At 70.9% G+C, this 26936-nt stretch carries 20 protein-coding genes; 8 read left to right on the top strand and 12 right to left on the bottom strand.

Annotated features, from left to right (window positions below):
* The first annotated feature begins 178 nt into the window (after nucleotides 1-178).
* Entirely contained in the window at nucleotides 179-1453 is a 1275-nt protein-coding gene (locus ABZ880_RS35110; RefSeq protein ID WP_361271439.1) for a lipase family protein, read from the top strand.
* Nucleotides 1454-1476: 23 nt separating this feature from the next.
* Here the strand turns inward: ABZ880_RS35110 and ABZ880_RS35105 are convergent, their stop codons facing one another.
* The 7 genes from ABZ880_RS35105 to tkt are packed head-to-tail and all read right to left on the bottom strand — an operon-like array spanning nucleotide 1477 to nucleotide 10343.
* A complete protein-coding gene (locus tag ABZ880_RS35105; protein ID WP_361271437.1) occupies nucleotides 1477-2064 on the bottom strand; it encodes a histidine phosphatase family protein in 588 nt (195 codons plus the stop codon).
* A 7-nt stretch (nucleotides 2065-2071) separates the two neighbouring features.
* Nucleotides 2072-2947 (bottom strand): phosphogluconate dehydrogenase (NAD(+)-dependent, decarboxylating), encoded by an 876-nt coding sequence (gene gnd, locus ABZ880_RS35100; protein WP_361271433.1) that lies wholly within the window; start codon nucleotides 2945-2947, stop codon nucleotides 2072-2074.
* A gap of 1 nt (nucleotide 2948) precedes the next feature.
* Nucleotides 2949-4628 (bottom strand): glucose-6-phosphate isomerase, encoded by a 1680-nt coding sequence (gene pgi, locus ABZ880_RS35095; protein ID WP_361271430.1) that lies wholly within the window; start codon nucleotides 4626-4628, stop codon nucleotides 2949-2951.
* The gene (gene opcA / locus ABZ880_RS35090; RefSeq protein WP_361271427.1) at nucleotides 4621-5556 is read right to left on the bottom strand and encodes a glucose-6-phosphate dehydrogenase assembly protein OpcA; all 936 of its coding nucleotides are present in this window, start codon (nucleotides 5554-5556) and stop codon (nucleotides 4621-4623) included. The genes pgi and opcA overlap by 8 nt, the downstream gene beginning before the upstream one ends.
* A complete protein-coding gene (gene zwf, locus ABZ880_RS35085) occupies nucleotides 5553-7106 on the bottom strand; it encodes a glucose-6-phosphate dehydrogenase (RefSeq protein ID WP_361271425.1) in 1554 nt (517 codons plus the stop codon). Before zwf ends, opcA begins: the two co-directional genes overlap by 4 nt.
* Nucleotides 7103-8248 carry a transaldolase gene (gene tal / locus ABZ880_RS35080; RefSeq protein ID WP_361271422.1) on the bottom strand — a complete coding sequence of 382 codons (1146 nt, stop codon included), beginning with the start codon at nucleotides 8246-8248 and terminating at the stop codon, nucleotides 7103-7105. The genes zwf and tal overlap by 4 nt, the downstream gene beginning before the upstream one ends.
* A gap of 19 nt (nucleotides 8249-8267) precedes the next feature.
* Nucleotides 8268-10343 (bottom strand): transketolase, encoded by a 2076-nt coding sequence (gene tkt, locus ABZ880_RS35075; RefSeq protein WP_361271419.1) that lies wholly within the window; start codon nucleotides 10341-10343, stop codon nucleotides 8268-8270.
* A gap of 146 nt (nucleotides 10344-10489) precedes the next feature.
* Between tkt and ABZ880_RS35070 the strand changes: the two genes are divergently transcribed.
* The 4 genes from ABZ880_RS35070 to ABZ880_RS35055 all read left to right on the top strand — a co-directional run bounded on the left by ABZ880_RS35070 (nucleotide 10490) and on the right by ABZ880_RS35055 (nucleotide 14798).
* On the top strand, nucleotides 10490-11398 hold the full coding sequence (locus tag ABZ880_RS35070; RefSeq protein ID WP_361271417.1) for an AraC family transcriptional regulator: 909 nt from the start codon (nucleotides 10490-10492) through the stop codon (nucleotides 11396-11398).
* Between the two features lie 192 nt (nucleotides 11399-11590).
* Nucleotides 11591-12481: an alkaline phosphatase family protein gene (locus ABZ880_RS35065; protein WP_361271414.1), complete on the top strand. Its 891-nt coding sequence runs from the start codon at nucleotides 11591-11593 to the stop codon at nucleotides 12479-12481.
* 5 nt (nucleotides 12482-12486) lie between these two features.
* Nucleotides 12487-13779 (top strand): MFS transporter, encoded by a 1293-nt coding sequence (locus tag ABZ880_RS35060; protein WP_361271412.1) that lies wholly within the window; start codon nucleotides 12487-12489, stop codon nucleotides 13777-13779.
* On the top strand, nucleotides 13776-14798 hold the full coding sequence (locus tag ABZ880_RS35055; RefSeq protein WP_361271409.1) for a TolB-like translocation protein: 1023 nt from the start codon (nucleotides 13776-13778) through the stop codon (nucleotides 14796-14798). Before ABZ880_RS35060 ends, ABZ880_RS35055 begins: the two co-directional genes overlap by 4 nt.
* A 59-nt stretch (nucleotides 14799-14857) precedes the next feature.
* Here the strand turns inward: ABZ880_RS35055 and ABZ880_RS35050 are convergent, their stop codons facing one another.
* Nucleotides 14858-16240 (bottom strand): glycoside hydrolase family 16 protein, encoded by a 1383-nt coding sequence (locus ABZ880_RS35050; protein WP_361271406.1) that lies wholly within the window; start codon nucleotides 16238-16240, stop codon nucleotides 14858-14860.
* A 166-nt stretch (nucleotides 16241-16406) separates the two neighbouring features.
* Complete coding sequence (locus tag ABZ880_RS35045) at nucleotides 16407-17645, bottom strand: Ig-like domain-containing protein (protein WP_361271732.1); 1239 nt, start codon at nucleotides 17643-17645, stop codon at nucleotides 16407-16409.
* Nucleotides 17646-17928: 283 nt separating this feature from the next.
* Here ABZ880_RS35045 and ABZ880_RS35040 point away from each other — a divergent pair, with 283 nt between their 5' ends.
* Nucleotides 17929-20598 (top strand): FAD/NAD(P)-binding protein, encoded by a 2670-nt coding sequence (locus tag ABZ880_RS35040; protein WP_361271403.1) that lies wholly within the window; start codon nucleotides 17929-17931, stop codon nucleotides 20596-20598.
* A gap of 73 nt (nucleotides 20599-20671) precedes the next feature.
* Here ABZ880_RS35040 and ABZ880_RS35035 read toward each other — a convergent pair whose 3' ends face one another.
* Nucleotides 20672-22771, bottom strand: a complete 2100-nt coding sequence (locus ABZ880_RS35035) for an MMPL family transporter (RefSeq protein WP_361271729.1) — start codon at nucleotides 22769-22771, stop codon at nucleotides 20672-20674.
* 207 nt (nucleotides 22772-22978) lie between these two features.
* Here ABZ880_RS35035 and ABZ880_RS35030 point away from each other — a divergent pair, with 207 nt between their 5' ends.
* Nucleotides 22979-23383, top strand: coding sequence for a VOC family protein (locus ABZ880_RS35030; protein WP_361271401.1), 405 nt, complete (start codon nucleotides 22979-22981; stop codon nucleotides 23381-23383).
* Between the two features lie 206 nt (nucleotides 23384-23589).
* Here ABZ880_RS35030 and ABZ880_RS35025 read toward each other — a convergent pair whose 3' ends face one another.
* Both ABZ880_RS35025 and ABZ880_RS35020 read right to left on the bottom strand, forming a co-directional pair.
* On the bottom strand, nucleotides 23590-24258 hold the full coding sequence (locus ABZ880_RS35025; RefSeq protein WP_361271398.1) for a response regulator transcription factor: 669 nt from the start codon (nucleotides 24256-24258) through the stop codon (nucleotides 23590-23592).
* A complete protein-coding gene (locus ABZ880_RS35020; protein ID WP_361271395.1) occupies nucleotides 24255-25439 on the bottom strand; it encodes a histidine kinase in 1185 nt (394 codons plus the stop codon). The genes ABZ880_RS35025 and ABZ880_RS35020 overlap by 4 nt, the downstream gene beginning before the upstream one ends.
* A 196-nt stretch (nucleotides 25440-25635) precedes the next feature.
* Here ABZ880_RS35020 and ABZ880_RS35015 point away from each other — a divergent pair, with 196 nt between their 5' ends.
* A complete protein-coding gene (locus ABZ880_RS35015) occupies nucleotides 25636-26913 on the top strand; it encodes a lipase family protein (RefSeq protein WP_361271392.1) in 1278 nt (425 codons plus the stop codon).
* Nucleotides 26914-26936: the final 23 nt, after the last annotated feature.

Below are 26936 nucleotides of genomic sequence, written 5' to 3'. Positions count from 1 at the left end.
ACGTCAGCCGGGCGTGTGAGGGGGCCGTAACGTGCGGTGCCCGCACCGGGGGCGTCACCGCTTCCCAGCAACCCCATCCGCCGCCCCCGCCGTGGCCGGGGAACGACTCCTTCTCGGTTGACGGCTCAAGGCCCCGGTGGTGTGCTCACCACCCGCAGACGACCGGGGGAGGTCCCACATGCGGGACACATACGTCAAAGGGCCCAGCTACACCGCGCTGCGCCCCTGCAAACCCGAGACCGATCCGAGCAGCTTCCCGGTCTACCCCGACCTGGTGGAGCGGCTCGTCGAGGACAAGCACCAGCCCGACGTGGACGGAGTCGTCCCGCACGTCCTCGCGACCTGCGCGGCCTACTCGTACGCCGGATTCGAGCAGCACAGCGACGTGCAGACCCTCTCCATGATCATGACCCGGCTCGGCCTGGAGGAGAACGACTGCCGGGCCTTCGAGCAGCGCGTGGACGCCATGTACATCGCCTCCGCCGCCTATCTCGTCCAGGACAAGGACCGCAGGGTCGCGATCCTCTGCTACCGCGGCACCCAGCCCGAGGACATCATCAGCATCCTCACCGACGCCGACGTACGCCCGGAGATGCTCGCCGTCGAACTGGAGGGCCGGAAGTACGAGGTCCACGCCGGCTTCTACCGCAACGTCCGCGCCACCCGGCATCTGATCATCGAGGCACTGGACCGCGCCGTGCGCGGCGAGTCCCTGGACCCCGGCAGGCAGGGCACCCGCGGCGGCGGCCTGGAGGCCCTCTACATCACCGGGCACAGCCTCGGCGCCGCGATGGCCGCGCTCATGGCGATCACCCTCGTCCACGAGCCCCGCTACTGGCACATCGCCGACAGGCTCAAGGGCGTCTACACCTTCGGCCAGCCCATGGTCGGCGGCCCCGACCTGGCGAAGGCCTGCGAGGAGACACCCGGCCCGAACGACACCTACGTCCTGCGCGACCGCATGCTCCGCTACATCTTCGACCGCGACGTCGTCCCCGCCCTGCCGCCCCGCCCGGTCGGCCCCTACGCCCAGTTCGGCCGCGAGTTCCACTACCGCAGGCGGCACGGTCCCGTCGACGCCACCCTCACCTTCGCCGCCGACTCGGCGATCGAGGGCCTCACCCTGCCGAGCGATGTGCTGCGCACGGTCGTCGACGGGGACTGGGGCGGCCTCCTGGTCCGCGTCACCGAAGGCGTACGGCGATCCGTACGACCCCTGCTGCGCACCGGCACGCAGGGCTGGACGGAGGTCACCGAACCCGGCCTGCACTACCCCCAGATGGACAGCCTGGCCGGTCTCGCCGTCGTGGCCCCGCTGGCGTTCTTCGCGACCCGCCTGGCCCTGACCCGCACGATCCCGTTCAAGTACTCCTTCGACGACCACGGCCCGGGCCACTACGTCAACGCGCTTGCTCCACCTGGGGTGTTGAGCGAGTTCGGAGACGTGCTGTAGCCCGGGCCACGAGAGACCGTCGGTTACGGCCGGCTGTTCCACTCGGCGATCACCGGGCGGTCGTGCTCGGTCGACAGGCGGCTGAGCGTGCCCGTCGCCAGCTGGAAGAGCCGTCCGTCCGCGGGCGGCAGACCCAGCCGGCGGGCCGTCAGGACCCGTAGGAAATGGGCGTGCGCCACCAGGATCACGTCGCCGGACGGCAGAGCCGCGTCCACGCGGGACAGTACGCGGTCGGCGCGCAGGCCGGTCTGCTCGGGGGATTCGCCGGGGTGTCCGTCCGGGCCGGGCGGTACGCCGTCGGTCCACAGGTCCCAGTCGGGACGGGTGCGGTGGATCTCGACGGTGGTGATGCCCTCGTAGGCGCCGTAGTCCCACTCGTGCAGGTCGGGTTCGACGAACGTGCCCGTGATGCCCGCGAGTTCGGCGGTACGTATCGCGCGGCCAAGCGGGCTGGTCAGGGCGAGTGCGTAGGTCCGCTGCGAGAGGAGTGGAGCGAGGGACTTGGCCTGCTCCTCACCGTGCTGGGTGAGGGGCAGGTCGGTCCAGCTGGTGTGCTGTCCCGACACGCTCCACTCCGTCTCGCCGTGGCGGACCAGGAGAAGGTCCCCCACGGCGCGCCTACTTGGACTCGACGGCGTGCCCGCCGAACTGGTTGCGCAGCGCCGCGATCATCTTCATCTGCGGGGAGTCGTCCTGCCGGGACGCGAACCGCGCGAAGAGGGAGGCGGTGATCGTGGGCAGCGGGACCGCGTTGTCGACGGCCGCCTCGACGGTCCAGCGGCCCTCGCCGGAGTCCTGCGCGAAGCCCTTCAGCTTGTCCAGGTGCTCGTCCTCGTCGAGGGCGTTGACCGCCAGGTCGAGCAGCCAGGAGCGGATGACCGTGCCGTCCTGCCAGGACCGGAACACCTCGCGGACGCTGTCCACGGAGTCCACCTTCTCCAGTAGCTCCCAGCCCTCGGCGTAGGCCTGCATCATGGCGTACTCGATGCCGTTGTGGACCATCTTGGAGAAGTGCCCGGCGCCGACCTTGCCCGCGTGGACATAGCCGTACGGGCCCTCGGGCTTGAGCGCCTCGAAGATCGGCTGGAGGCGGTCGACATGCTCCTTGTCGCCGCCGACCATGAGCGCGTAGCCGTTCTGCAGGCCCCACACACCGCCGGAGACACCGGCGTCGACGAAGCCGATGCCCTTGGTGCCCAGCTCCGCGGCGTGCTTCTCGTCGTCCGTCCAGCGGGAGTTGCCGCCGTCGACGACGGTGTCGCCGGGGGAGAGGAGGCCGCCGAGCTCGTCGACGACGGACTGGGTGGCGGCGCCCGCCGGGACCATCACCCAGACCACGCGCGGCGCTTCGAGCTTGTCGACCAGTTCGGCGAGGCTCGCCGCGTCGGAGAGGTCGGGGTTGCGGTCGTAGCCGATGACGGTATGGCCGGCGCGGCGGATCCGCTCGCGCATGTTGCCGCCCATCTTGCCGAGACCGATGAGTCCGATCTGCATGTCAGTTCACATCCGATGCGTTCTTGAGCTCGCGGTACGCGGCCACGAGAGCGGTGGTGGAGGGGTCGAGGCCGGGGACGTCCGCGCCCTCGGTCAGGGCGGGTTCGACGCGCTTGGCGAGAACCTTGCCGAGCTCGACGCCCCACTGGTCGAAGGAGTCGATGTTCCAGACGGCGCCCTGTACGAACACCTTGTGCTCGTACAGCGCGATCAGCTGGCCCAGCACCGACGGGGTCAGCTCGCGGGCCAGGATGGTGGTGGTGGGGTGGTTGCCGAGGAACGTGCGGTGCGGCACCTGCGCCTCGGGGACGCCCTCCGCGCGCACCTCCTCGGCGGTCTTGCCGAAGGCCAGCGCCTGGCCCTGTGCGAACAGGTTGGCCATCAACAGGTCGTGCTGGCCCTTGAGTTCGTCGCTCAGCTCGGCCGCCGGACGGGCGAAGCCGATCAGGTCCGCGGGGATCAGCCGGGTGCCCTGGTGGATCAACTGGTAGTAGGCGTGCTGGCCGTTGGTGCCGGGCGTGCCCCACACCACCGGCCCGGTCTCCCACCCGACCAGATGGCCGTCGCGGTCCACGGACTTGCCGTTGGACTCCATGTCCAGCTGCTGCAGATACGCCGTGAACTTCGACAGGTAGTGGCTGTACGGCAGCACCGCATGGGACTCGGCGTGGAAGAAGTTGCCGTACCAGATGCCCAACAGGCCCAGGATCAGCGGGGCGTTGGCCTCGGCCGGTGCGTTCCTGAAGTGCTCGTCGACGATGCGGAAGCCGTCGAGCATCTCCCGGAAGCGGGCCGGGCCGATGGCGATCATCAGGGACAGGCCGATCGCCGAGTCGAAGGAGTAGCGGCCGCCGACCCAGTCCCAGAACTCGAACATGTTGTCCGGGTCGATGCCGAACTCGGCGACCTTGCCGCCGTTCGTCGACAGCGCCACGAAGTGCTTGGCGACCGCCTTCTCATCGCCGAGCCCACCGGGGCCGTGCAGCAGCCAGGAGCGGGCCGACGTGGCGTTGGTGATCGTCTCGATCGTGGTGAACGTCTTGGACGCGACGATGAACAGCGTCTCCGCCGGGTCCAGGTCCCGCACCGCCTCGTGGAGGTCGGCGCCGTCGACGTTGGAGACGAAGCGGAACGTCAACTCCCGTGCCGTGAAGGTGCGCAGGGCCTCGTACGCCATCGCCGGACCGAGATCCGAGCCGCCGATGCCGATGTTGACGACATTGCGGATGCGCTTGCCGGTGTGCCCGGTCCAGGCGCCGGAGCGGACCCGCTCGGCGAAGTCGCTCATCTTGTCCAGCACGGCGTGCACACCCGGGACGACGTTCTCGCCGTCGACCTCTGTCACCGCGTCCCGGGGCGCCCGCAGCGCGGTGTGCAGCACGGCCCGGTCCTCGGTGACGTTGATCCGCTCGCCGTCGAACATGGCGTCGCGCAGCCCGAACACGTCGGTGGCGGCGGCCAGTTCCTGCAACAGGGCGAGGGTCTCGTCGTTGATCAGGTGTTTGGAGTAGTCGATGCGCAGGTCACCCACGTGCACCACGTACCGCTCGGCGCGGGAGGGATCCACGGCGAACAGCTCACGCAGCCGCGGGCGCTGCAGCGCGTCCGCACGGTGGTCCTCCAGGGCGGCCCACTCGGGCCGGCGGGTGAGCCTGGGGGAGTCGGACGAAGAGTCAGACATGAGAGGCGGTCTCCTTGGTGGCCTCGCCCCGCAGGGCGACGGCGTACATCTCGTCCGCGTCGAGGCGGCGAAGCTCCTCGGCGATGAGTTCGGAGGTGGTGCGGACCTTGAGCGCGAGGGTGCGCGGGGGCTGGCCCGGCAGGGTCAGCGTGGCCAGCGGGCCCTCGGGGCGGTCGATGACGATCTCGCCGTTGTGGGTGCCCAGACGGACCGCGGTGACGACCGGGCCGGCGGTGACGACACGGTCGATCTTCACGTGCAGCCGTGCCTCCAGCCAGCGCGCGAGCAGCTCGGCGGCCGGGTTCTCGGCCTCGGCCTCCACGGCCCCCGAGACGATCCTCGTGCGGGCCTGGTCGAGGGCCGCGGCCAGCATCGAGCGCCACGGCGTCAGCCGGGTCCAGGCGAGGTCGGTGTCGCCGGGCGCGTAGGAGCGGGCCCGCTGCTCCAGCGCCTCGAGCGGGTTCTCGACCGCGTACAGGTCGGTGATCCTGCGCTGCGCGAGGGCACCGAGCGGGTCCTTGGCGGGCACCTCCGGGGCGTCCACCGGCCACCACACGACGACCGGCGCGTCCGGCAGCAGCAGCGGCAGCACGACCGAGTCGGCGTGGTCGGACACCTCGCCGTAGGTGCGCAGGATGACCGTCTCGCCGGTGCCTGCGTCGGCACCCACCCGGACCTCGGCGTCCAGCTTGGACGCCATCCGGTCGCGCGGGGTGCGGGCGTGCCGCTTGATGACGACCAGGGTGCGCGAGGGGTGCTCGTGCGAGGCCTCCTCGGCCGCCTTGATCGCGTCGTAGGCGTTCTCCTCGTCCGTGACGATCACCATCGTCAGGACCATGCCCACGGCGGGCGTCCCGATGGCGCGGCGGCCCTGCACCAGCGCCTTGTTGATCTTGCTTGCCGTGGTGTCGGTCAGGTCGATCTTCATGGCCTGCGCCAGCTCCGTCCGTCTCGTGCGAGCATCTCGTCGGCTTCCTCGGGTCCCCAGCTGCCCGAGGGGTACTGCGCCGGCTTGCCGTGCCGCGCCCAGTACTCCTCGATCGGGTCGAGGATCTTCCAGGACTCTTCCACTTCCTGGTGACGGGGGAACAGGTTGGCGTCGCCGAGCAGCACATCCAGGATGAGCCGCTCGTACGCCTCCGGGCTGGACTCCGTGAACGACTCGCCGTAGGCGAAGTCCATGGACACGTCCCGGATCTCCATCGAGGTGCCCGGCACCTTGGAGCCGAACCGGACGGTCATGCCCTCGTCCGGCTGGACGCGGATGACGATCGCGTTCTGGCCGAGCTCCTCGGTGGCGGTGGAGTCGAAGGGGGAGTGCGGCGCCCGCTTGAAGACGACCGCGATCTCGGTGACCCGGCGGCCCAGGCGCTTGCCGGTGCGCAGGTAGAAGGGGATGCCCGCCCAGCGGCGGTTGTCCACCTCGAGCTTGATGGCCGCGTAGGTGTCGGTCCTGGAGTTCGGGTCGATGCCCTCTTCCTGGAGGTAGCCGAGGACCTTCGCACCGCCCTGCCAGCCCTCGGCGTACTGCGCGAGAACCGTGTGCTCGCCCAGGTTCTCCGGCAGCCGCACCGACTTCAGGACCTTGAGCTTCTCGGTGAGCAGCGACTCGGCGTCGAAGGCGATGGGCTCCTCCATCGCGGTGAGCGCCATCAGCTGGAGCAGGTGGTTCTGGATGACGTCACGGGCGGCGCCGATGCCGTCGTAGTAGCCGGCCCGGCCGCCGATGCCGATGTCCTCGGCCATGGTGATCTGGATGTGGTCGACGTACGACCGGTTCCAGATGGGCTCGTACATCTGGTTGGCGAAGCGGAGCGCCAGGATGTTCTGGACGGTCTCCTTGCCGAGGTAGTGGTCGATGCGGAACACCTGGTCCGGCTCGAACACGTCGTGCACGAGCGCGTTCAGCTCGCGGGCCGTCCCGAGGTCGCGCCCGAAGGGCTTCTCGATGACCGCGCGTCGCCAGGAGCCCTCGGGTGCGTCCGCCAGGCCGTGCTTCTTGAGCTGCTGGACGACCTTCGGGAAGAACTTCGGCGGTACGGAGAGGTAGAAGGCGTAGTTGCCGCTCGTACCTCGGGCCTTGTCCAGGTCGTCGACGGTCCGGCGCAGCTGGTCGAAGGCCGTGTCGTCGTCGAAGTCGCCCGGGATGAACCGCATGCCCTCGGCGAGCTGCTGCCAGACCTCCTCGCGGAACTCGGTACGGGCGTGCTCACGCACCGAGTCGTGCACGACCTGTGCGAAGTCCTGGTCCTCCCAGTCCCGCCGGGCGAACCCGACGAGCGAGAAGCCCGGCGGCAGCATGCCGCGGTTGGCGAGGTCGTAGACGGCCGGCATCAGCTTCTTGCGGGACAGGTCGCCGGTGACGCCGAAGATGACGAGACCGGACGGGCCCGCGATGCGGGGGAGACGGCGGTCGCGCGCGTCGCGCAGGGGGTTGGTCCAGTCGAGAGCCGACCCGACCGTGACTTGCTCGGTCATTCCGTCTCAACTCCCTTGCTGTCCAGGGACTTCGTGACGGCGTTCAGCAGGTCCTGCCAGGCCACCTCGAACTTGGCGACGCCCTCGTCCTCGAGCTGCTTCACGACCTCGTCGTAGGAGATCCCGAGCGTCTCCACGGCGGCCAGGTCGGCGCGGGCCTGCGCGTAGCCGCCGGTCACCGTGTCGCCGGTGATCACGCCGTGGTCGGCGGTGGCGTTGAGGGTGGCCTCCGGCATGGTGTTGACGGTGCCGGGAGCGACCAGCTCGTCCACGTACAGGGTGTCCTTGTACGCCGGGTCCTTCACGCCGGTGGAGGCCCACAGGGGGCGCTGCTTGTTGGCCCGAGCGCCGGCGAGGGCGGTCCAGCGGGCCGAGGCGAAGACCTCCTCGTAGGCCTCGTACGCGAGTCGCGCGTTCGCCAGCGCTGCCCTGCCCTTGAGGGCGAGGGCCTCGTCCGTGCCGAGCACCGTCAGGCGCTTGTCGATCTCGGAGTCGACGCGGGAGACGAAGAAGGAGGCCACGGAGTGGATCGTGGAGAGGTCGAGGCCCTTCTTGACAGCCTTCTCCAGGCCCGCCAGGTAGGTGTCCATGACCTCGCGGTAGCGCTCCAGGGAGAAGATCAGCGTGACGTTGACGCTGATGCCGAGGCCGATGACCTCGGTGATCGCCGGGAGGCCCGCCTCGGTCGCCGGGATCTTGATCATGACGTTCGGGCGGTCGACCAGCCAGGCGAGCTGCTTGGCTTCCGCGATGGTCGCCCCGGTGTTGTGGGCGAGACGGGGGTCGACCTCGATGGAGACCCGGCCGTCGCGACCGTCGGTGGCGTCGTACACGGGCCGCAGGATGTCGGCGGCGGCGCGGACGTCGGCGGTGGTCATCATCCGTACGGCCTCGTCGACCGTGACACCGCGGACGGCCAGGTCGGCGAGCTGCTCCTCGTAGCCCTCGCCGGAGCCGATGGCGGCCTGGAAGATGGACGGGTTGGTGGTCACGCCCACCACGTTGCTGTTCTCGACGAGTTCGGCGAGGTTGCCGGACTCGATGCGCCGGCGCGACAGGTCGTCCAGCCAGATGGAGACGCCTTCGTCGGAGAGGCGCTTGAGCGTTTCCGCGGTCGCGGATGCTTCGGTCACTTGGATCATCTTCTTTCTGGCGATCGGATCAACCGCGGGCGGCAGCGAGGGATTCCCGCGCTGCGGCGGCGACGTTCTCGGGGGTGAAGCCGAACTCGGCGAACAGGGTCTTGGCGTCGGCGGAGGCGCCGAAGTGCTCGAGGGAGACGATGCGTCCTGCGTCACCTGTGAACCGGTACCACGTCAGACCGATCCCGGCCTCGACGGCGACCCGGGCTCGCACGGACGGCGGAAGGACCCGCTCGCGGTACTCGCGCGGCTGCTCCTCGAACCACTCCACGGACGGCATCGAAACCACGCGCGTGCCGATCCCCTCGGCCTCCAGCTGCTCGCGCGCGGCGACGGCAAGCTGGACCTCGGAGCCGGTGGCGATCAGGACGACGTCCGGGGTCTCCTTCGAGGACTCCTTCAGGACGTAACCGCCCTTCGCCGCATCGGGGTTGGGCGCGTAGGTCGGGACGCCCTGGCGGGTGAGCGCGAGGCCGTGGGGGGCCGGGTGGGTGGCGTGCCGCTTGAGGATCTCGGCCCAGGCGACGGCCGTCTCGTTGGCGTCGGCCGGGCGGACGATGTTCAGGCCCGGGACGGCGCGCAGCGAGGCCAGGTGCTCGACCGGCTGGTGGGTCGGCCCGTCCTCGCCGAGACCGATGGAGTCGTGCGTCCACACATAGGTGACGGGCAGCTGCATGAGGGCCGACATCCGCACCGCGTTGCGCATGTAGTCGGAGAACACCAGGAAGGTGCCGCCGTAGATGCGGGTGTTGCCGTGCAGCGCGATGCCGTTCATCTCCGCGGCCATCGAGAACTCGCGGATGCCGAAGTGGACCGTACGGCCGTACGGGTCGGCCTCGGGCAGCGGGTTGCCCTCGGGCAGGAACGACGACGTCTTGTCGATGGTGGTGTTGTTCGACCCGGCCAGGTCGGCGGAGCCGCCCCACAGCTCGGGGAGTACGGCACCGAGCGCCTGCAGCACCTTGCCGGAGGCGGCACGGGTGGCGACCGCCTTGCCCTCCTCGAAGACGGGGATCTCGGATTCCCAGCCCTCGGGCAGCCGGCCGGCCACGATCCGGTCGAAGAGCCGTGCCCGTGCCGGCTGGTCCCAGCGCCACTGTTCCAGGTGCTTGTCCCAGAGGGAGTGCGCCTCGGCGCCGCGGTCGAGGGCCTCGCGGGTGTGGGCGAGGACGTCGGCGTCGACCTGGAAGGACTGCTCGGGGTCGAAGCCCAGGATGCGCTTGGTGGCGGCGATCTCCTCGGCGCCGAGCGCGGAGCCGTGGGAGGCCTCGGTGTTCTGGGCGTTCGGGGCGGGCCAGGCGATGATCGTGCGCATGGCGACGATGGACGGCCGCTCGGTCTCGTCCTGCGCGGCCTTGAGTGCCGTGTACAGGGCGGGTACGTCGATGTCGCCGCCGAGCGCGGGCTCGACGCGCTGCACGTGCCAGCCGTAGGCCTCGTAGCGCTTCAGGACGTCCTCGGAGAACGCGGTCGCGGTGTCGCCCTCGATGGAGATGTGGTTGTCGTCGTAGAGGAAGACCAGGTTGCCGAGCTTCTGGTGGCCGGCGAGCGAAGAGGCCTCGGCGGAGACGCCCTCCTCCAGGTCGCCGTCGGAGACGATCGCCCAGATGGTGTGGTCGAAGGGGGACTCACCCGCGAGGGTCTCCGGGTCGAACAGGCCGCGCTCGTAGCGGGCGGCCATCGCCATGCCGACGGCGTTGGCGACGCCCTGGCCGAGCGGACCGGTGGTGGTCTCGACACCGGCGGTGTGCCCGTACTCGGGGTGGCCGGGGGTCTTGGAGCCGTGCGTCCGGAAGGCCTTCAGGTCATCCAGCTCGACCTCGTACCCGGCGAGGAACAGCTGGGTGTAGAGGGTCAGCGAGGTGTGCCCGGGGGAGAGAACGAAACGATCCCGGCCGGTCCACTCGGGGTCGGCTGGATCGTGACGCATCAACTTCTGAAAGATCGTGTACGCGGCAGGGGCCAGGCTCATCGCGGTGCCCGGGTGGCCGTTGCCGACCTTCTGTACCGCGTCCGCCGCCAGCAGACGGGCGGTGTCGACGGCACGCCGGTCGAGTTCGGTCCATTCGAAGCTGTCCGGTGTCTGCGTACTCATCTTCAAGAAGTCCTCGATCGAAGAGGGGATTCAGCTCTGGTGCGTTCAAACTTAAAAGTCTGACTTTTAAGAAGGAAGGTCGCCGTGTGTCAGCCTGTGGTGAAAGTGGGACACGGAGGGCTTCGACCGGGCGGCGTGAGAAGGACATGGCGGACAGAACCATCCAAGGTGGAGACGGTGACGGAGGGGTGGACGGCATTCGAACGTTCCCTTTCCCGGTTGAGCTGAGCGTGGGCGGAGTCGGCATGCACGTCGGCCCGATGGGGCTCGACCGCCCCTGGCACGCCGAGGGCGCGCCGCTGGAGCGCGTGCACCGCATCGACTTCCATGTCGTGATGTTCTTCGACGGCGCCCCCGTCCGCCACATGATCGACTTCGCCGAGTACGAGGCGGCGGCCGGCGACCTGCTGTGGATCCGCCCCGGACAGGTCCACCGTTTCTCGCGCACGAGCGAGTACCGCGGAACCGTCCTGACCATGCAGCCCGGCTTCCTGCCCCGCGCCACGGTGGAGGCCACCGGCCTCTACCGCTACGACCTGCCGCCGCTCCTCCACCCCGACGGGCCGCGGCTGACCGCCCTGCAGTCGGCGCTCGCCCAACTCCGACGCGAGTACGAGGACACCACGACCCTGCCGCTGAGCCTGCACACCGCGGTGCTGCGCCACTCCCTGACGGCGTTCCTGCTGCGCCTCGCCCACCTGGCCGCCAGCTCCGCGGAGGCGGCCCGCCGCCAGTCGGACACCACGTTCACCCTCTTCCGGGACGCCGTGGAGAAGGACTTCGCCACCAACCACAGCGTCAGCGCCTACGCGGACTCTCTCGGCTACTCCCGCCGCACCCTCGTGCGCGCGGTCCGCGCCGCCACCGGCGAGACCCCCAAGGGCTTCATCGACAAGCGGGTGGTCCTCGAGGCCAAGCGCCTCCTCGCCCACACGGACATACCGATCGGCCGCGTCGGCGCGGCAGTCGGCTTTCCGGACGCGGCGAACTTCTCCAAGTTCTTCCAGCAGCACACGGAGATGACGCCGGCGGCGTTCCGGGCGGAGCTGCGCTGACCGAACGGGCGGGCGCAGACGATGAGTTGGCGTCTGCTTGACCCGGGCTTTGCTGTGCGTTGCCTGTGCGTGGCGTGATCTTTGCCCGCCGGGTCCCACGGTTCTTCTGGCCTTCACTCAGTCCCGGCACAGGGCCTCTAGCGTTACGGCGCCTCCCCCCGCGCGTCCGTCACCTCTGTCCGGAGGACAGTCATGACCGCCGTCAAGGCACCGAAGCGCAACCGCCGTTCCCTCACCGCTCTCGCCGGGGCCGTCGCCCTCACCGCCACCTCGATCGGGCTGTGGGCCGTCACGGCCTCCACCGCTCAGGCCGCCGCTCTTCCGACCCCCGACCACGTGGTGGTCGTGGTGATGGAGAACCACGCCTACTCCCAGGTGATCGGCAGCTCCAGCGCCCCGTACATCAACAACACCCTCAAGGCGGGTGGCGCCAACCTCACCCAGTCCTACGGCCTCACCCACCCCAGCGAGCCGAACTACTACATGCTGTTCTCGGGCTCCAACCAGGGCCGCACCGACGACAGTTGTGTCAGCGTAGGGTCGATCTCCGCACCCAACCTGGCCTCCGAGCTGATCGCCGCCGGAAAGACCTGGAAGAGCTACAACGAGTCGCTGCCCAGCCAGGGTTCGACGACCTGCAGCAGCGGCAACTACGCGCAGAAGCACAACCCTTGGTTCGGCTTCTCCAACGTGCCGACCAACACCGCGATGACCTTCGCGCAGTTCCCGGCCGACTACACGACCCTGCCCAAGGTCTCCTTCGTCGTCCCGAACCTGTGCAGTGACATGCACGACTGCTCGGTCTCCACGGGCGACACCTGGATCAAGAACAACCTGGGCGCGTACGCCACCTGGGCCAAGACCCACAACAGCATCCTCGCCGTCACCTTCGACGAGGACAACAAGCAGTCCGGCAACCGCATCCCCACCGTCTTCTACGGGCAGCACGTCACTCCCGGGAGCTCCAGCTCCACCACCTACAACCACTACAACGTCCTGCGGACCGTGGAGGACCTCGCCGGTCTGAGCGCGCACGCGGGCAACGCCGCCTCGGCCTCCGACATCACCGGCATCTGGAACTGACGCCCGTGTATCTCGCGGACTCCCGCAGCACCAAGGCCGCCGTCGTCCCGGACTCCCGTCCGGGGCGGCGGCCGGCCGCCGTGCCCGGCACAGTGCTGGCCCTGGGTGCGGTCAGCCTCATCACGGACATCTCCTCGGAGATGATCACGGCCGTCCTGCCGCTCTACGTGGTCGCGGGCCTGGGCCTCTCGCCCCTCGGTTTCGGGTTCCTCGACGGCATCAACAACGGTGTCGGCGCCCTGGTCCGGCTGGCCGGCGGCCATCTCGCCGACGGGGGAGGCCGGCGGCACAAGGTCGTGGCGGGCCTCGGCTACGGCCTGTCGGCGGTGTGCAAGCCGTTCCTGCTGCTCGCCCACACCCTCCCCGTGCTCAGCGCCGTGCTCGCGGTCGACCGCACCGGCAAGGGCCTGCGCACGGCTCCCCGGGACGCGATGATCTCGCTGGCCACCGAACCCGACCACCGGGGACGGGCGTTCGGGGTGCACCGCGCCATGGACACCACCGGTGCGCTGCTCGGCCCGCTCGTCGCCTTCGCGGTACTGCGGGCCACCGTCGACGGCTACGACGCGGTCTTCGCGGTCAGCGGCTGCGTCGCCGCACTGGGCGTCCTGGTCCTGGTGCTCTTCGTGCCCCGGCACATCGTCGCCCCCGCCGATGCCGTACGACCGCCCGAGCCCACCCGGCCCGCGCTGCGGGACGCGATCGGGCTGCTGCACCGTCCCGAACTGCGCCGGCTCACGGTGTGCGCGGCCCTGCTCGGTCTGACCACCGTCAGCGACTCCTTCCTGTATCTGCTGCTGCAGCGCGAAGGCGACCTGCCCGCCCACCTGTTCCCACTGCTGCCGCTGGGCACCGCCGCCTCCTTCCTGCTGCTCGCCGTCCCGCTCGGCGCCCTCGCCGACCGCGTGAGCCGCCGCCGGCTCTTCCTGGGCGGCCACGGTGTCCTGCTGTTCGGCTACGGCCTGGTGCTCTCCCCGTGGCACGGGATCCCGGCCGTGGTCGCCGTCCTCGTGCTGCACGGCACCTTCTACGCGGCCACCGACGGCGTGCTCGCGGCCGCCACCGCGGGGGCTGTTCCGACACAACACCAGGGCGCCGGGCAGGCGTTGGTGGGCACCGGCCAGGCGCTGGCCCGGTTCGCCTGCTCGCTCGTCTTCGGCGCGGCCTGGAGCCTGTGGGGCGGGCGGAGCGCGCTCGCCGTCACCGCCGCCGCACTGGCCGTCAGCGCCGTCGTGGCCTCGTTCGTCCTCCGTACCGCCGACGAGGCGCCCGCAACCGTCGATGAGGTGCCCGTATGACCCGAACAACCCGCCTGGTGATCCTGCTGGTCGCCGTCGTCCTGCTCGGCGCGGTCGGCACCGGGTCGGTGCTGTACGCCGCCCACCGCTCGGGCATGAAGGACCAGCAGCAGGCGGACGGTCCGACCGTGCAGACCGGCACCGTCTCGCTCCGGCCGACCACCCAACGGCGGCTGCTGGTGCGCAACCTGGCCTGGGGCCCGCACCGCGACGAGATCGCCACCGTGCCCGCCGACGATCCGCAGGGCCCGCGCACCGTGTCGGGCGTGAAGTGCCTGCGCTTCCACGCGGCAGCCGGTACCGGCATCTGCCTGCAAGCGGTGCACGGCCCGCTGACGGACACCTACCGGGCGGTGGTGCTCGACGCGCACCTGCACAAGCGGCACAGCTTCCCGGCGGCCGGCATCCCCACGCGGGCGCGGGTCTCGCCCTCCGGCCACATGGTCGCCTGGACGGTCTTCGTCAGCGGAGACTCGTACGCGGGCACCAATTTCTCCACCCGCACAGCCATCGTCGACACCCGCACTTGGGCGATCGACGACAACCTGGAGACCTTCCGCGTCATCAAGGACGGCCGGTCCTACCACGCCGCGGACATCAACATCTGGGGCGTCACCTTCGCCGACGACAACCGCTTCTACGCCACGCTGGCGACCGGCGGCCGGACCTACCTCGTCCGGGGCGACGTCACCGCACGCACCCTCACCACCCTGCACAGCAACGTCGAATGCCCCTCCCTCTCTCCCGACGGCACCCGCATCGCGTACAAGAAGCGCGTCAAGGAAGCCTCACCCGACGCCCCTTGGCGGCTGTACGTCCTGAACCTGCGCACCATGAAGGAGACCGCGACCGCCGAGTCGCGCAACATCGACGACCAGGCCCTGTGGGCCGACGACTCCACCCTCGTCTACTCCCTCCCCGGCGACTACGGCTCGGACCTGTGGACCGTCCCCGCCGACGGCACCGGTACGGCCCGCCGCCTGATGACGTCCGCCCTCGCCCCCGCCTATCTGGGGTGACAGGCCGATGCCCCGCGAAGCCGCACCGGCGGCCTCGCGGGGCATCAGCAACACACCGCTCAGTGCCCGAAGTCGAACCAGTTCACGTTCACGAAGTCCGCCGACTGGCCGCTGCTGAAGGTCAGATACACGTCGTGCGTGCCCGTCACCGAACTGATGTTGGCCGGGACCGTCTGCCAGGTCTGCCAGCCGCCCGTGCTGGCGATGGAGAAGCTGCCGACGGGTGTGGCGGTGGCGCTGTCGAGGCGCACCTGGACCAGGCCGCTCACGCCGGAGGCGGCGCCGCTCGCCACCCGCGCGTAGAACTGGGTGGCCGCCGTGGAGCCGAAGTTGACGCCCTTGTAGAGGGCCCAGTCGCCGTTCGCGATGTAGCCGATGTCCGAGCCGCCGCCGGTGTCCGAGGTGGTCTCCGTGCTGATGCCGGACTGGCTGTCGTACGACTCGGCCTGGATGGCGCTGTAGGCGTCACGGTTGCCGGAGGGCGGGGTCGTGGTGCTCCCGCTCGCGGACAGGACCTGGACGTAGTCGACGGTCATGGGCACCCCGGACTGCGTGTCGCCGTCCAGGCCGCCGCCGAAGGCGTCCGGGAAGGCGCCCCCCATCGCCACGTTCAGGATCAGGAAGAAGCCGTGGTTGGTGGCGTTGGCCCAGGTCGTGGCGTCCACCTGACTGGCCGTCACGGTGTGGTAGTTGACGCCGTCGACGTAGAAGCGGATCGCCTCGGGGCTCACCGAGCGGTCCCACTCCATCGTGTAGGTGTGGAAGCCGGACTGGCAGGTCGTGCCCGGGCAGGCGGTCGAATTGCCGATGCCCGTCGTCTCGTTGCACGGCCCGCCCGGGTTCGTGCCGCAGTGCATCGTCGCCCAGACCTTGTTCAGGCCCTGGACGTTCTCCATGATGTCCAGCTCGCCGACGCTCGGCCAGTTCTGGTAGTTGCCGCGGTAGGGAGCGCCCAGCGCCCAGAACGCCGGCCAGTAGCCCTCGGCCGCGGTGCCGGTGACGTTGGGCATCTGGATCCGGGCCTCGACGCGCAGCTTGCCGCCGGCCGGCGGCTGGAAGTCGGTGCGCTGGGTCTCGATACGGCCCGACGTCCACTTGCCGGCCGAGTCGCGGATCGGGGTGATCTTCAGGTTGCCATTGCCGTCGAGCGCGACGTTGCTGGTGCTGTTCGTCATCGTCTCGACCTCGCCGGTGCCCCAGTTGGCGGGGCCGCCGGGGTACGAAGTCCCGGTGTCGTACTGCCAGTTGGAGGTGTTGACGCCGGTACCGGCGGAGCCGTTGAAGTCGTCGAGGAAGACCTGTGACCAGCCCGCCGGGGGAGTGGGCGCGGAGGCGTCGGCGGACTGGGTGGCGGCCGTGGCGAGCGCGGCCGCCAGTCCGATCGTGCTGAGCACGGCGATGAGTGAGCGTCGCCGTCTGGGTATGCCGGAGGTTGCACTCATGGGGGTGCCTCCCGGGTACGGGGTGATGGCTGCGGGTGCCTTTGAGAGCGCTCTCAAAGTGGGCCCAATGTGCTCCCGGTCACCCCGGCCGTCAAGACTTAAAGCAAGGAAAGTCCTTTCCTCGCAGGTGAGTTCACCCCATGAATGCGCTTCTGTGCGGTATGCGTCAGACCGCGCTGCCCGCCTTCCACTCCGCCCACGACAGGTTCCAGCCGTTCAGGCCGTTGGCCGGATCCACCGTCTTGTCGCCCGAGTTCTTGACGATGACGACGTCGCCGAGCATAGAGGAGTTGTAGAACTTGTAGCCCGCCACCGAGCTGTCGCTCGCGCCCTTGGCGTCGTGCAGGCCCACGCAGCCGTGGCTGGTGTTCTGGTGGCCGAACACCGAGGTGGACGCCCAGTAGTTGCCGTGCACGAAGGTGCCGGAGGTGGTCAGGCGCTGGGCGTGCGGCACGTCGGAGATGTCGTACTCGTCGCCGAGCCCGACCGTCGAGGACTCCATACGGGTCTGCTTGAACCGCTCGCTGATCACCATGATCCCGGACCAGGTGGTGTGCTGGGCGTTGCCGCCGCTGACGGGGTAGGTGGCGATGGTCCTGCCGTCCCGCTCGACCACCATTTCCTTGCTGGAGAGATCGACCGTACTGATCTGCGCGCGGCCGATGTGGAAGGTGACGTCCTTCTGCTGCACGCCGTAGACGCCGTCCGAGCCCTCGACGTCCTTCAAGTGCAGGCCGAGCGTGATCTTCGTGCCGGACGTCCAGTACGTCTGCGGACGGAAGTCGAGCCGGGTGTCGCTGAACCAGTGGCCGACGACCTCGACCGCGGGCTCGGCGGTCACCGTGATCGCCTTCTGGACGGCGGCCCGGTCCTTCACCGCGTGCGTGAAGTTGATCGAGACGGGCATGCCGACGCCGGACGTCGAGTTCGCCTCGGGCGTGAAGTAGCCGACGAAGGTCTCGCCGGGCGACTTGGTGGTGAAGGTCGCGGTCTGCGCCGAGGCGCCTTCCGGGGTGGCCGAGACCGTGTACTTCGTGCCCGAGTACGGGTTCTTCGCCGAAGTCCACTTGGTCTTCGCGTCGTTGAACGAACCGGCCAGCGTGGAGCCGTCGTTGCCGGTGACCTTCACCGATGCGAGGGTGCCGTCGGTCACGGTGACCTCGACGGGGCTGGAGAACCCGGCCTTCTTGGTGCCGTCGGCGGGCGTGACCGAGACGGTGGGCCTCTTCGCGGCGGCCTTCGCGGACGTGTCCGACTTCGTCGTCCCCTCCGAGGCGCCCGCCGAACTGCTGCATCCGGTCAGTGCGGCGGCGGCCGGTGCGATGCCGAGCACCGCCAGCAGCCCGCGCCGGGACCACCTCTCCGACTGCTGCTCGGACCGGTTCGATATGTGCGAGACGCCCACGGCAGGCCTTTCTGGGATGTCCACCTTTTCCGGGTGCATCCTGCGCCGCGTAGATTTGTTGATCCTTTGAATTTCCGGGCCGATTCCTGAGATTCCTGTGAGGAGTCGCCCTGAGAAGGCCCGAAACCACGGTTGTCTCAGCCCTTGGGATTGTGAACAGAGTATGAGCGGCCCGACCGGGGCTGAGTATCGGGTGAGGTACGTGCCACGTGTATGGCTTTCCCATCTTCCCGGTCGGAATAGTGGGGAAACGAGCAACGACCGACCACCGCCGGAGGTATACGTGACCGAAGTCCGCGAGCCGCACACCGTGGCCGTCGTCGGAGCGGGCGCGGCGGGCACGCTGACCGCCGTCCAGCTCTGCGAGACGGCGACGCGCCGCCGGACACCGCTCGAACTGGTCCTGATCGACCCGGCACCGGAGGCGGGCCGCGGCACCGCGTACGCCACACGCGACCCACGGCACCGCCTCAACGTGCCCGCGGGCGGGATGAGTTGCTACCCCGACGAGCCGGACCACTTCACCCGCTGGCTGTGCCGGCACGGCGAACCCGCCGTCACCGGCGCGGACTTCGCCACCCGCTACCGCTTCGGCGCCTACCTCGCCGACACCCTCGCGCAGGTCGTCGTCCGGGCCCAGGGGACGGTTCGCGTACGACGGCTGCGCACCCGCGCCGAGAGCTGCGCCGGCACGCCCGACGGCCGGGTGGACCTCCGCCTCGCCGACGGCGGGCACCTCACCGCCGACAGCGCGGTCCTGGCCACCGGCCCGGCGGCCCCCTCCGCGGCCTGGGCCCCGCCCGCCCTGCGCGCCTGCGCCCGCTTCGTCGCCGAACCCTGGACCACCGGCGCCCTGGACGGCCCGCTCTCCGACACCGCCGACGTCCTCCTCGTCGGCACGGGACTCACGGCCGTCGACCTCGCCCTGACCCTCGACCGCCCCGGCCGCACGCTGCACGCCCTGTCCCGCAGCGGCCTGCTGCCCCAGCCGCACGCGCTCATCCCGGCCGGCCCGATGAGCCCGCCGGACGATCTCGACGGCATCTCCCTGGGCCACCTGCGCCGCAGCGTCTACATCCACATCAGCCGCTCCGTGCGCACCCACGGCGACTGGCGGCCCGCCCTCGACAGCCTGCGCCCGCACACCGCGCGCCTGTGGCACAGCCTCACCCCCGAGGACCGCGCCGAATTCCTCGCCCGCGAGGGCACGTTGTGGAACACCCACCGCCACCGCATGGCGCCCGCGACCGCCGAGTGGGTCTCCCGGGCCCGCACGGCACGACGGCTCGGCGTGCACACGGGCACGGTGACGGACGCGGTGGAACACGACGGTTCGCTCGCGGTGACGCTCTCCAACGGCCGTATGCTGCACGTCGGTTGGGTGATCGACTGCACCGGGCCGGGCCGGCACCTCGACGACCCCCTGTGGCGTTCGCTGTTCGCGTCCGGCGCCGCGGTCGCCGGCCCGCTCGGCATGGGCGTGGCCACCCGCGACGGGCGGTTGCTGGACGCCGAAGGCCGTGTGGAGCGCCCGCTGTTCACGCTGGGCGCCCCGCGCCGCGGCGAGCTGTGGGAGACGACGGCCATCCCCGAGATCCGGGTCCAGGCCGCCGCCCTGGCAGGGCAGTTGCTCGCCCCGCCGACTCGCAGACAGCGCCCCTCCCGCCGTCCCGTCGACGGCCACGGCCTCGCGCTCACCACCCATGCCGAGGCGGCAGCGGCCTACCGCACCGGCCTGAACCGGGTCCTGAAGGTCCGCACGGGCGCCGAGGACGCCTTCGCCCGCGCGGTCGCCCTCGACCCCGGATTCGCCCTCGGCCATGCGGCCCTCGCCCTGCTCGGCCACGAGTGCGGTGCCGCCGTCGACGTGCCCCGGGCCCTGGCCGAGGCGCAGCGCAGCGCCCGGGAACGCGCCGACGAGCGGGAGCGCTCCTTCGTGGACATGGTCACCCGCCGGGTGCACGACGACGCGGGGGACGAGGCGCTCGTACGACATCTCGACGCGCACCCGGCCGACGCGCTGGCGCTCGCCGCGGCCGTGCCCACCATCGCCTTCTCCGGCGTCACCGACCTCGACGACGACCAGGCCCTGCGACTGGTCGAGCGGACGTCGCCCGCCTACGACGGGCACTGGTTCCACACCTCGCTGCTCGCCTTCCTCCGCCAGGAGCAGGGCCGGCTGCACGAGGCCGGCGAACTCGCGCACCGGGCCCTGGCGCTGGAGCCCTCCTCGGGGCATGCCGTGCACGCGCTCGCGCACGTCCACTACGAGTCCGGCGCGCACGAGGCGGGCCGCGACTGGCTGGACGGCTGGGTGTCCGGGCAGGGGCGCGGCGCGGTCCACCGGGCGCACTTCTCCTGGCACATCGCCCTGCACGAACTCGCCCTGGACGACCCGGCGGCGGTGCGCAGGCGCTGGTTCGCGCAGCTCGCGCCGGGCCGGGTGGTGACCGGGGTGCGGGCGCTGGTCGACTCGGGGTCGCTGCTGTGGCGGGCCCGGCTGAGCGACAGCTGGCGGGGCGAACTGCCCGCCGCGGACGTGCTGGACACGGTCGCGCGGGACGTCCTGGAGCGTCCGGCGACCGCCTTCACCGGCCTGCACGCAGCCGTCGCGCTCGCCGCCGCGGGGGACCTGCCGGCCCTGCACCGGCTGCGCGACCACGCCGCCGGGGCCGACGAGGTGCAGCGCGAGGTCATCGCCCCGCTCTGCGAGGCCTTCGCCGCACTCGTAGAGGAACGCTTCCACGAGGCGGCCCACGGCCTCGACGCACTGCTGCCGGTCCTGCGCCGGGTCGGCGGCAGCGCGGCCCAACGGGAGGTCGTCGAGGAGACGTTGCTGTACGCCCTGGTCGCGGCGGGCAGGTGCGACGCGGCACGGCGACTGCTGGACACCCGCCTGGACCGCAAGGAGGCCCCACGGGACCGCCGCATGCGGGCGGGCCTGCCGGCCTGAGCCGCACGACAGGGCTGGGCGCCACCGCCGGAGTGACGGCGGCGCCGAGCCCTGGGTGCCGCGGCTCGTCGGCTCAGCGGTTCGCCAACTCCCGCCGGACCGGGGCCTCTTCACGGAGCCCGAACCGGTCGTGCGCCCGTCGCAGCGGCTTCGGTGCCCACCACGCTCGTCGCCCCAGCAGCGTCATCGTCGCCGGAACCAGCAGCATTCGTACGACCGTTGCGTCGATCAGCACGGCCAGGGTGAGCCCGAGGCCGATCTGGAGGATCGGGGAGAACCCGCCCGTCATGAAGGCGCCGAAGACGACCGCGAGGAGCAGTGCGGCGCAGGTGACGACGCGACCCGAGCGGCGCAGGCCCTCGACCACGGCTTCCTGGTCGTCGCCCGTCAGCCGCCTCGCCTCCCGCATCCGGGCCAGGATGAACAGCTCGTAGTCCATGGCCAGTCCGAAGGCGATCGCGACGATCAGCGGCGGCGCGGTCAGGCTCAGGGCGCCCAGGCCCTCGGCGCCCAGCAGGCCCGCCAGGTGGCCGTCCTGGAAGACCCACACCACCACGCCGAGCGCGGCGCCCAGGCTGAGCAGCGTGGTCAGGATCGTGCGCAGCGGGATCAGCACCGAGCCCGTGAAAGCGAACAGGAGGACGAGGATGCCCGCGAGGACGGTCAGGGCGGCCCAGGGCGCCCGGTCGGAGAGCATCGCCCGGAAGTCGACCAGGCGGGCGGCCGGGCCGGTGACCTGGACCGGTTCGGTACCTCGGATGTCGCGTACCTGCTCGACCAGGTCGGTGGCCTCCGTGCCGTCCACCCGGCCCGAGGGCTGCAGCTGAACGACCGTGGTGCCGCCCGGCAGTTCACGGGAGCGGGCCGTGGGGGACAGGGCGCTGATCCGGTCGGCCGTCGCCGGATCGGTGCCCGGTTTGACGACGACCGTGACCGGGGAGACGCCGGCGCCCGGCGGGAAGTGCGCGTCGACCGTGTCGTACAACTGCCGTGCCTCGGTGCCGGCGGGCAGTTGCGTCGCGTCGCCGATCTCGATCTTCATGCCGGTGACGGGCAGGGCAAGGACGAGCAACGCCGGTACCACGATGGCGAGTACGGCGATGCGGCGGCGGGCGGCGAAGCGGGCGACGCGGGCGAAGAAGCGGCCCTCCTCGCCCTCCGGCCTGGTCTTCGCGGGGGCGATCCGCGCGCCGAACTTCGCGAGCAGCGCCGGCAGCAGCGTCAGCGCGGCGAGCATGTCGATGACCACGACCGCCGCCACGGCGAGGCCCATGCTGCGCAGGAACACGCTGGGGAAGACCAGCAGTCCGGTCAGGCTGACGGCCACCGTCAGCCCGGAGAACAGCACGGTCCGTCCGGCCGCGGCGACCGTCCGGTGCACGGCCTCGGTGACGTCCGTGGTGTTCCGGCGTTCCTCGCGGAAGCGCACCAGCATCAACAGGGCGTAGTCCACGGCCAGTCCGAGCCCCAGCATGGTGGTGACCTGGATCGCGTACACCGAGATGTCGGTGGCCTGGCTGAACCCGAACAGTGCCAGGAACGCGCCCGCGATCCCGCTGACCGCGATCACCAGTGGCAGCGCGGCCGCGCGCAGCCCGCCGAACACGACGAGCAGCAGGGCGAGTACGACGGGCAGGGAGATCAACTCGGCGTTCTTCACGTCCTCCTGGGCCCGTTCGCCGAGCTGCTTGCCCAGCAACGGGCCGCCGCTGACGTGGACTTCGGGCGCGTCGATCTGCTTGACGCGGTCCGCGGCCGCGTCCACCGCCTTTTCCTCGGCGTCGTCGTCGAGGCCGCCCTTGAGGGTGACCGGGACGATCAGCGCCCGTCCGTCCTCTGCGGTCAGGCCGCGCGTCGTGTACGGGTCCGGCACGGCGGCCACCCCGGCGATACGGCGCACGTCGGCCACCGCCTTCTCGACCTGGCCGCGCAGGCCGGGGTCGGAGACGGCGACGCCCTCCACGACGGCGGTGATCGACTCGCCCGTCGGGTCGACGCGGTCCAGATACTCGGCGGCGTGCTCAGACTCGGTGCCGGGGACCTCGGGCACGTTGTCGGAGAGCCGCCCGAAGACGCCTGTGCCCAGCCCGAAGCCGAGCAGCAGGAAGAGCACCCACAGAAGGATGACGGTCAGCGGGCGGCGGGTCGCCGTCCGGGCGAGTGAGGAGAGCACGGTGCCTCCCGGCGAGTCGTCGATTCTCAACGCCCTCAGGCTCGTGCCAGGGAGGGTGCCGCCGGATCGCCGGAAGGAGCGGTTTCCAGGCCTCGGTCGTGCGGGGGAGACGGCGGCTCGGCTCACTCCTGAGAGGGAGGCGGCGGGAATCCTCCCGGCCGATGCCGGGTTGACCGAGCAGGAAGCCGTGATCATGGAGGAGCCCGTATGTCCGAAGAGCCCGCCGTCCGCGAACTCCGCCTCGTCGTCACGGCACCCGACTACGACGAGGCCCTGCGCTTCTACCGCGACGCCCTCGGCCTGCCCGAGCGCGCCGCGTTCTCCTCGCCCGACGGCCGCGTCACCATCCTGGAGGCGGGCCGCGCCACCCTGGAGCTGACCGACCCGAACCACGCCGCCTTCATCGACGAGGTCGAGGTGGGCCACCGCGTGGCCGGGCACATCCGGGTCGCCTTCCAGGTCGCCGACTCCACCGCCGCCACGGCCCGCCTCGCCGCCGCCGGGGCCGAGGTCCTCGCCGAGCCGACGCGCACCCCCTGGAACTCCCTGAACTCCCGTCTGGAGGCCCCGGGCGCCCTCCAGCTGACCCTCTTCGAGGAACTCGGCGAGTAGGTCGTGTCCGCAAAGTCCCGCCGGCTCCGCGACGCCTGGCACGCTCCCCCGCCGCCTCAAGGGCGCGGGAGGTGCCCCCACTCGCCGCACCGGCCGAAAGCCCAAGTACGTCCAGTACGAGGGCTTCCGCACGGCACGCCGAGAGCATGCACCAGACGCCGCGGAGCCCGCCCTTCGGGCGAACGACGGGACTTTGCGGACACGACCTAGGCCGTCCCCGGCGTCACGAGTCCCGTCTCGTACGCGCAGATCACCGCCTGCACCCGGTCCCTCAGGCCCAGCTTGCTCAGCACGTTGCTGACATGCGTCTTGACGGTGTGCTCGCTCACGAACAGCGTCGTGGCGATCTCGGCGTTCGACAGCCCGCGGGCCAGCATCCGCAGGGTCTCCACCTCGCGGGCGGTCAGCGCGTCCAGCCGCTCGGGGGTCACCTCGGTGGCGGCCTCCTCCCGGCGGCGCTTCACGATGTCCGCGACCAGCCGCCGGGTCACCGTCGGCGCGAGCAGGGAGTCGCCGGCCGCGACCACCCGTACGGCGTGCACGAGGTCGTCGCGGCGCACGTCCTTCAGCAGGAAGCCGCTCGCGCCCGCGTACAGCGCCTCGTAGACGTACTCGTCCAGGTCGAACGTCGTCAGCATGACGACCTTGCAGCAGGACTGCGCACACACCCGACGGGCCGCCTCCAGCCCGTCCATCACCGGCATCCGGATGTCGAGCAACAGCACGTCGGGCGCATGCTGTTGGACGGCGGCGACCGCCTGCGCGCCGTCCCCGGCCTCGGCGACCACCTCGATGTCCTGCTGCGCCTCGAGGATCATGCTGAAGCCGCTGCGGACCAGTTCCTGGTCGTCGGCGACGACCACCCGGATGCTCACCCCAGCGCCGCCTGCCGGTCCGACACCGCGGGCAGGCGTACGACGACACGGAAGCCGCCGTCCGGTCCGCGCCCGGCCTCCGCGCCGCCCCCGCAGGCGGCGGCCCGCTCCCTGATGCCGATCAGCCCGTGCCCGCCGCCCGGCGCCGCCGGACCCCGTCCGTCGTCGGTCACCGTCAGGGTCAATTGGTCCTCCGCCCAGTCGAGTTCGACGGTCGCGCAGGAAGCGTACGCATGCTTCACGGTGTTGGTCAGGGCCTCCTGCACCACGCGGTAGGCGGCGACCTCGGCGTCCGCGGGCAGGGGGCGCGGCTCGCCCGTCGTACGCAACTCCACCCGCAGACCGGTGGATTCGCCGACCTGGCGCACGAGGACGGGCAGCGCCGCCACCCCCGGCTGCGGTGAAGTCCCGTTGCGCTGCTCCTCCTTGAGGACGCCGAGGATCCGCCGCAACTGCGCCATGGCGTCCCGTCCGGCCGCCGCGATCGCGTCGAACGAGGCCTCCGCGCGCTCCGGATCACTGCGCACGACCACGGGGCCGGCCTCCGCCTGGACGACCATGAGGCTCACCGCGTGCGCCAGGATGTCGTGCATGTCCCGGGCGATCCTGGCACGTTCCTGGGTGATGGCCCGCGCCGTGTCCGCGGCGCGCTCCCGCTCCAGGCGCCGGGCCCGGTCCTCCAACTCCGCGGTGTAGGCGCGCTGGACGCGGGCGAGCCACCCGAGTGCGTAGGCGCAGGCGATGCAGAGCAGATGGAAGGCGTACTCGAAGGGCCTGGCGTGCTCCTTGTGCTGCATGGTGACGGAGACCCCGATCACCCACCCGACCAGCATCATGCGCCGCTGCCAGGGCAGGCCGCGGGCGGCCATGGTGTAGAGGACGACCAGCCCGCCGTACATCACGTCGGGCGGCGGCGCGTGGTAGACGGCCATGGCGGGCGTGGCCGCCGACACGGCGTATGCGGTCGCGAGCGGCGCCCGCCGCCGCCACACCAGCGGCACCGCCGTGGCTGCACCGAGCAGCCAGCCCTGCCAGGTGAGCCGGTCGTCGCCCTCGTCGGGGAAGAGCCACTGCAGCGAGACGGCGAACAGCACGAGCGCGGCGAGGGCGGTGTCGACGACGTACGGGTTCGCCGTGCGTAGGCGCGCGGCGACGTGCGTGAACCAGGGCGGCGGGGACATGGGCGGCTCCTGAAGGAGAGAACCGTTCCAGTATCACGAGCGTCCCGGGGAGGTGCCTCGCCGGTGAGAGGGATATCCGGTGCTAGTCAGCGGCGCACAGCGGTCCGGCTCCGCTTTGTCACCCTTTAACTATCAGTGCTTACCTACTCGTCCGTAACCTCGCGGCTCCCACTCACCGTGCAGAAGGGACTTTGTGATGGTGAAGAGGAGAGCCGCACTGCTCGGGGCCGGAGCACTCCTGGTCGGGCTGCCGGCCGTGCCGGCCGTGACCGCGGCGGCCGGGACGACGAGCGGGTCGTGCACCGACGCCGACGCAGCGATCTACCGGCCGCCGGCGACCGCGAGCGCCGCCCCGGGCGATGTCATCGCCTGCCGCCGCGTCGACTCGCTGCCCATGATCGGCACCGGCACCCCGGTCGACGCCTGGAAGGTGCAGTACGGATCCACCGACGGCCACGGCGGGAGGAACACCGTCGCCGGCACCGTGATCGTGCCCAAGGAGGCGTGGCAGGGCACGGGCGAGCGTCCGCTCGTCGCCTTCGTGCCCGGCACCCTCGGCATCGGACCGCAGTGCGCCTTCTCCAAGCAGCTGGCCGGCCAGTACCAGGACGCCTACGAGGGACCGAACATCGCCGCGCTGCTCAAGGCCGGCTTCGCCGTCGCGGCCACCGACGGCGCCGGTTACCTCGACGGCCAGGTCCACCCGTACGTCTCCGGCGCCGACGCAGGACACGCCGTCCTCGACATGGTGCGCGCCGCGGCCGGGCTGCCCGGCAGCGGACTCGGCTCCGACGCGCAGGTCGGGATCTGGGGCTACTCGGAGGGCGGTTCGGGGAGCCTGTGGGCCGCGCAGCTCGCCAAGTCGTACGCCCCCGAGGTGAACGTCGTGGGCGTCGCGTCCGGCGGTGTGCCGGGCGATCTGAAGCAGGTCGGCAACTCGCTCAACGGCGGGGCGTTCGCCGGGTTCCTGGTGGACGCGGTGATCGGACTGTCGGTCACCCACCCGGACATGCCGTTCGACGGACTCCTCAACGACACCGGCCGCAAGGCGGTCAAGGACGCCGAGTCGCTGTGCGCGGTCGGCACGGTCGCGCGCTTCGCGGGAGCCCACGTCGAGAACTACACCAAGGACAGGCTGACCCTCGACCAGCTCTACGCCCTGCGCGGCCCCGACGGCACCACCTGGGGCCAGATCGCCGACGGCAACAAACTCGGCGTCGGCGTGGGCAGCTCGGGATCCGGCGCCCGCTACGAGATCGGCTTCCCGGTCCTGCAGTACCGCGGCATCTTCGACGAGGTGATCCCCGCCGAGACCGGCCAGGGCACGCGCCGGGCCTACTGCGACGCGGGGATAGCGACCCAGTGGAAGTCGTACGCCGGCGACCATCTCCTCGGCGACCCGCAGTCCATCGGCGACTCGGTGGACTGGCTGACCGACCGGTTCGCGGACAAACCGATGCGCGGCAACTGCTGACCCCGCGCCTCGGCATCGGTTTT

Origin of the sequence: Streptomyces sp. NPDC047043 (assembly GCF_040644055.1) — a bacterium.
Lineage (GTDB): Bacteria > Actinomycetota > Actinomycetes > Streptomycetales > Streptomycetaceae > Streptomyces.
The sequence above is the reverse complement of the archived record's forward strand: the minus strand, read 5'-3'. Positions and strand labels throughout refer to the sequence as shown.

Coding starts and splice junctions, on each gene's coding strand:
- ABZ880_RS35020 (WP_361271395.1), bottom strand. CDS start 25,439: ATGTCCCCGCCGCCCTGGTTCACGCACGTCGCCGCGCGCCTACGCACG.
- tkt (WP_361271419.1), bottom strand. CDS start 10,343: ATGAGTACGCAGACACCGGACAGCTTCGAATGGACCGAACTCGACCGG.
- tal (WP_361271422.1), bottom strand. CDS start 8,248: ATGATCCAAGTGACCGAAGCATCCGCGACCGCGGAAACGCTCAAGCGC.
- ABZ880_RS35030 (WP_361271401.1), top strand. CDS start 22,979: ATGTCCGAAGAGCCCGCCGTCCGCGAACTCCGCCTCGTCGTCACGGCA.
- ABZ880_RS35015 (WP_361271392.1), top strand. CDS start 25,636: ATGGTGAAGAGGAGAGCCGCACTGCTCGGGGCCGGAGCACTCCTGGTC.
- zwf (WP_361271425.1), bottom strand. CDS start 7,106: ATGACCGAGCAAGTCACGGTCGGGTCGGCTCTCGACTGGACCAACCCC.
- gnd (WP_361271433.1), bottom strand. CDS start 2,947: ATGCAGATCGGACTCATCGGTCTCGGCAAGATGGGCGGCAACATGCGC.
- ABZ880_RS35070 (WP_361271417.1), top strand. CDS start 10,490: ATGGCGGACAGAACCATCCAAGGTGGAGACGGTGACGGAGGGGTGGAC.
- ABZ880_RS35110 (WP_361271439.1), top strand. CDS start 179: ATGCGGGACACATACGTCAAAGGGCCCAGCTACACCGCGCTGCGCCCC.
- ABZ880_RS35055 (WP_361271409.1), top strand. CDS start 13,776: ATGACCCGAACAACCCGCCTGGTGATCCTGCTGGTCGCCGTCGTCCTG.
- ABZ880_RS35050 (WP_361271406.1), bottom strand. CDS start 16,240: ATGAGTGCAACCTCCGGCATACCCAGACGGCGACGCTCACTCATCGCC.
- ABZ880_RS35065 (WP_361271414.1), top strand. CDS start 11,591: ATGACCGCCGTCAAGGCACCGAAGCGCAACCGCCGTTCCCTCACCGCT.
- opcA (WP_361271427.1), bottom strand. CDS start 5,556: ATGAAGATCGACCTGACCGACACCACGGCAAGCAAGATCAACAAGGCG.
- pgi (WP_361271430.1), bottom strand. CDS start 4,628: ATGTCTGACTCTTCGTCCGACTCCCCCAGGCTCACCCGCCGGCCCGAG.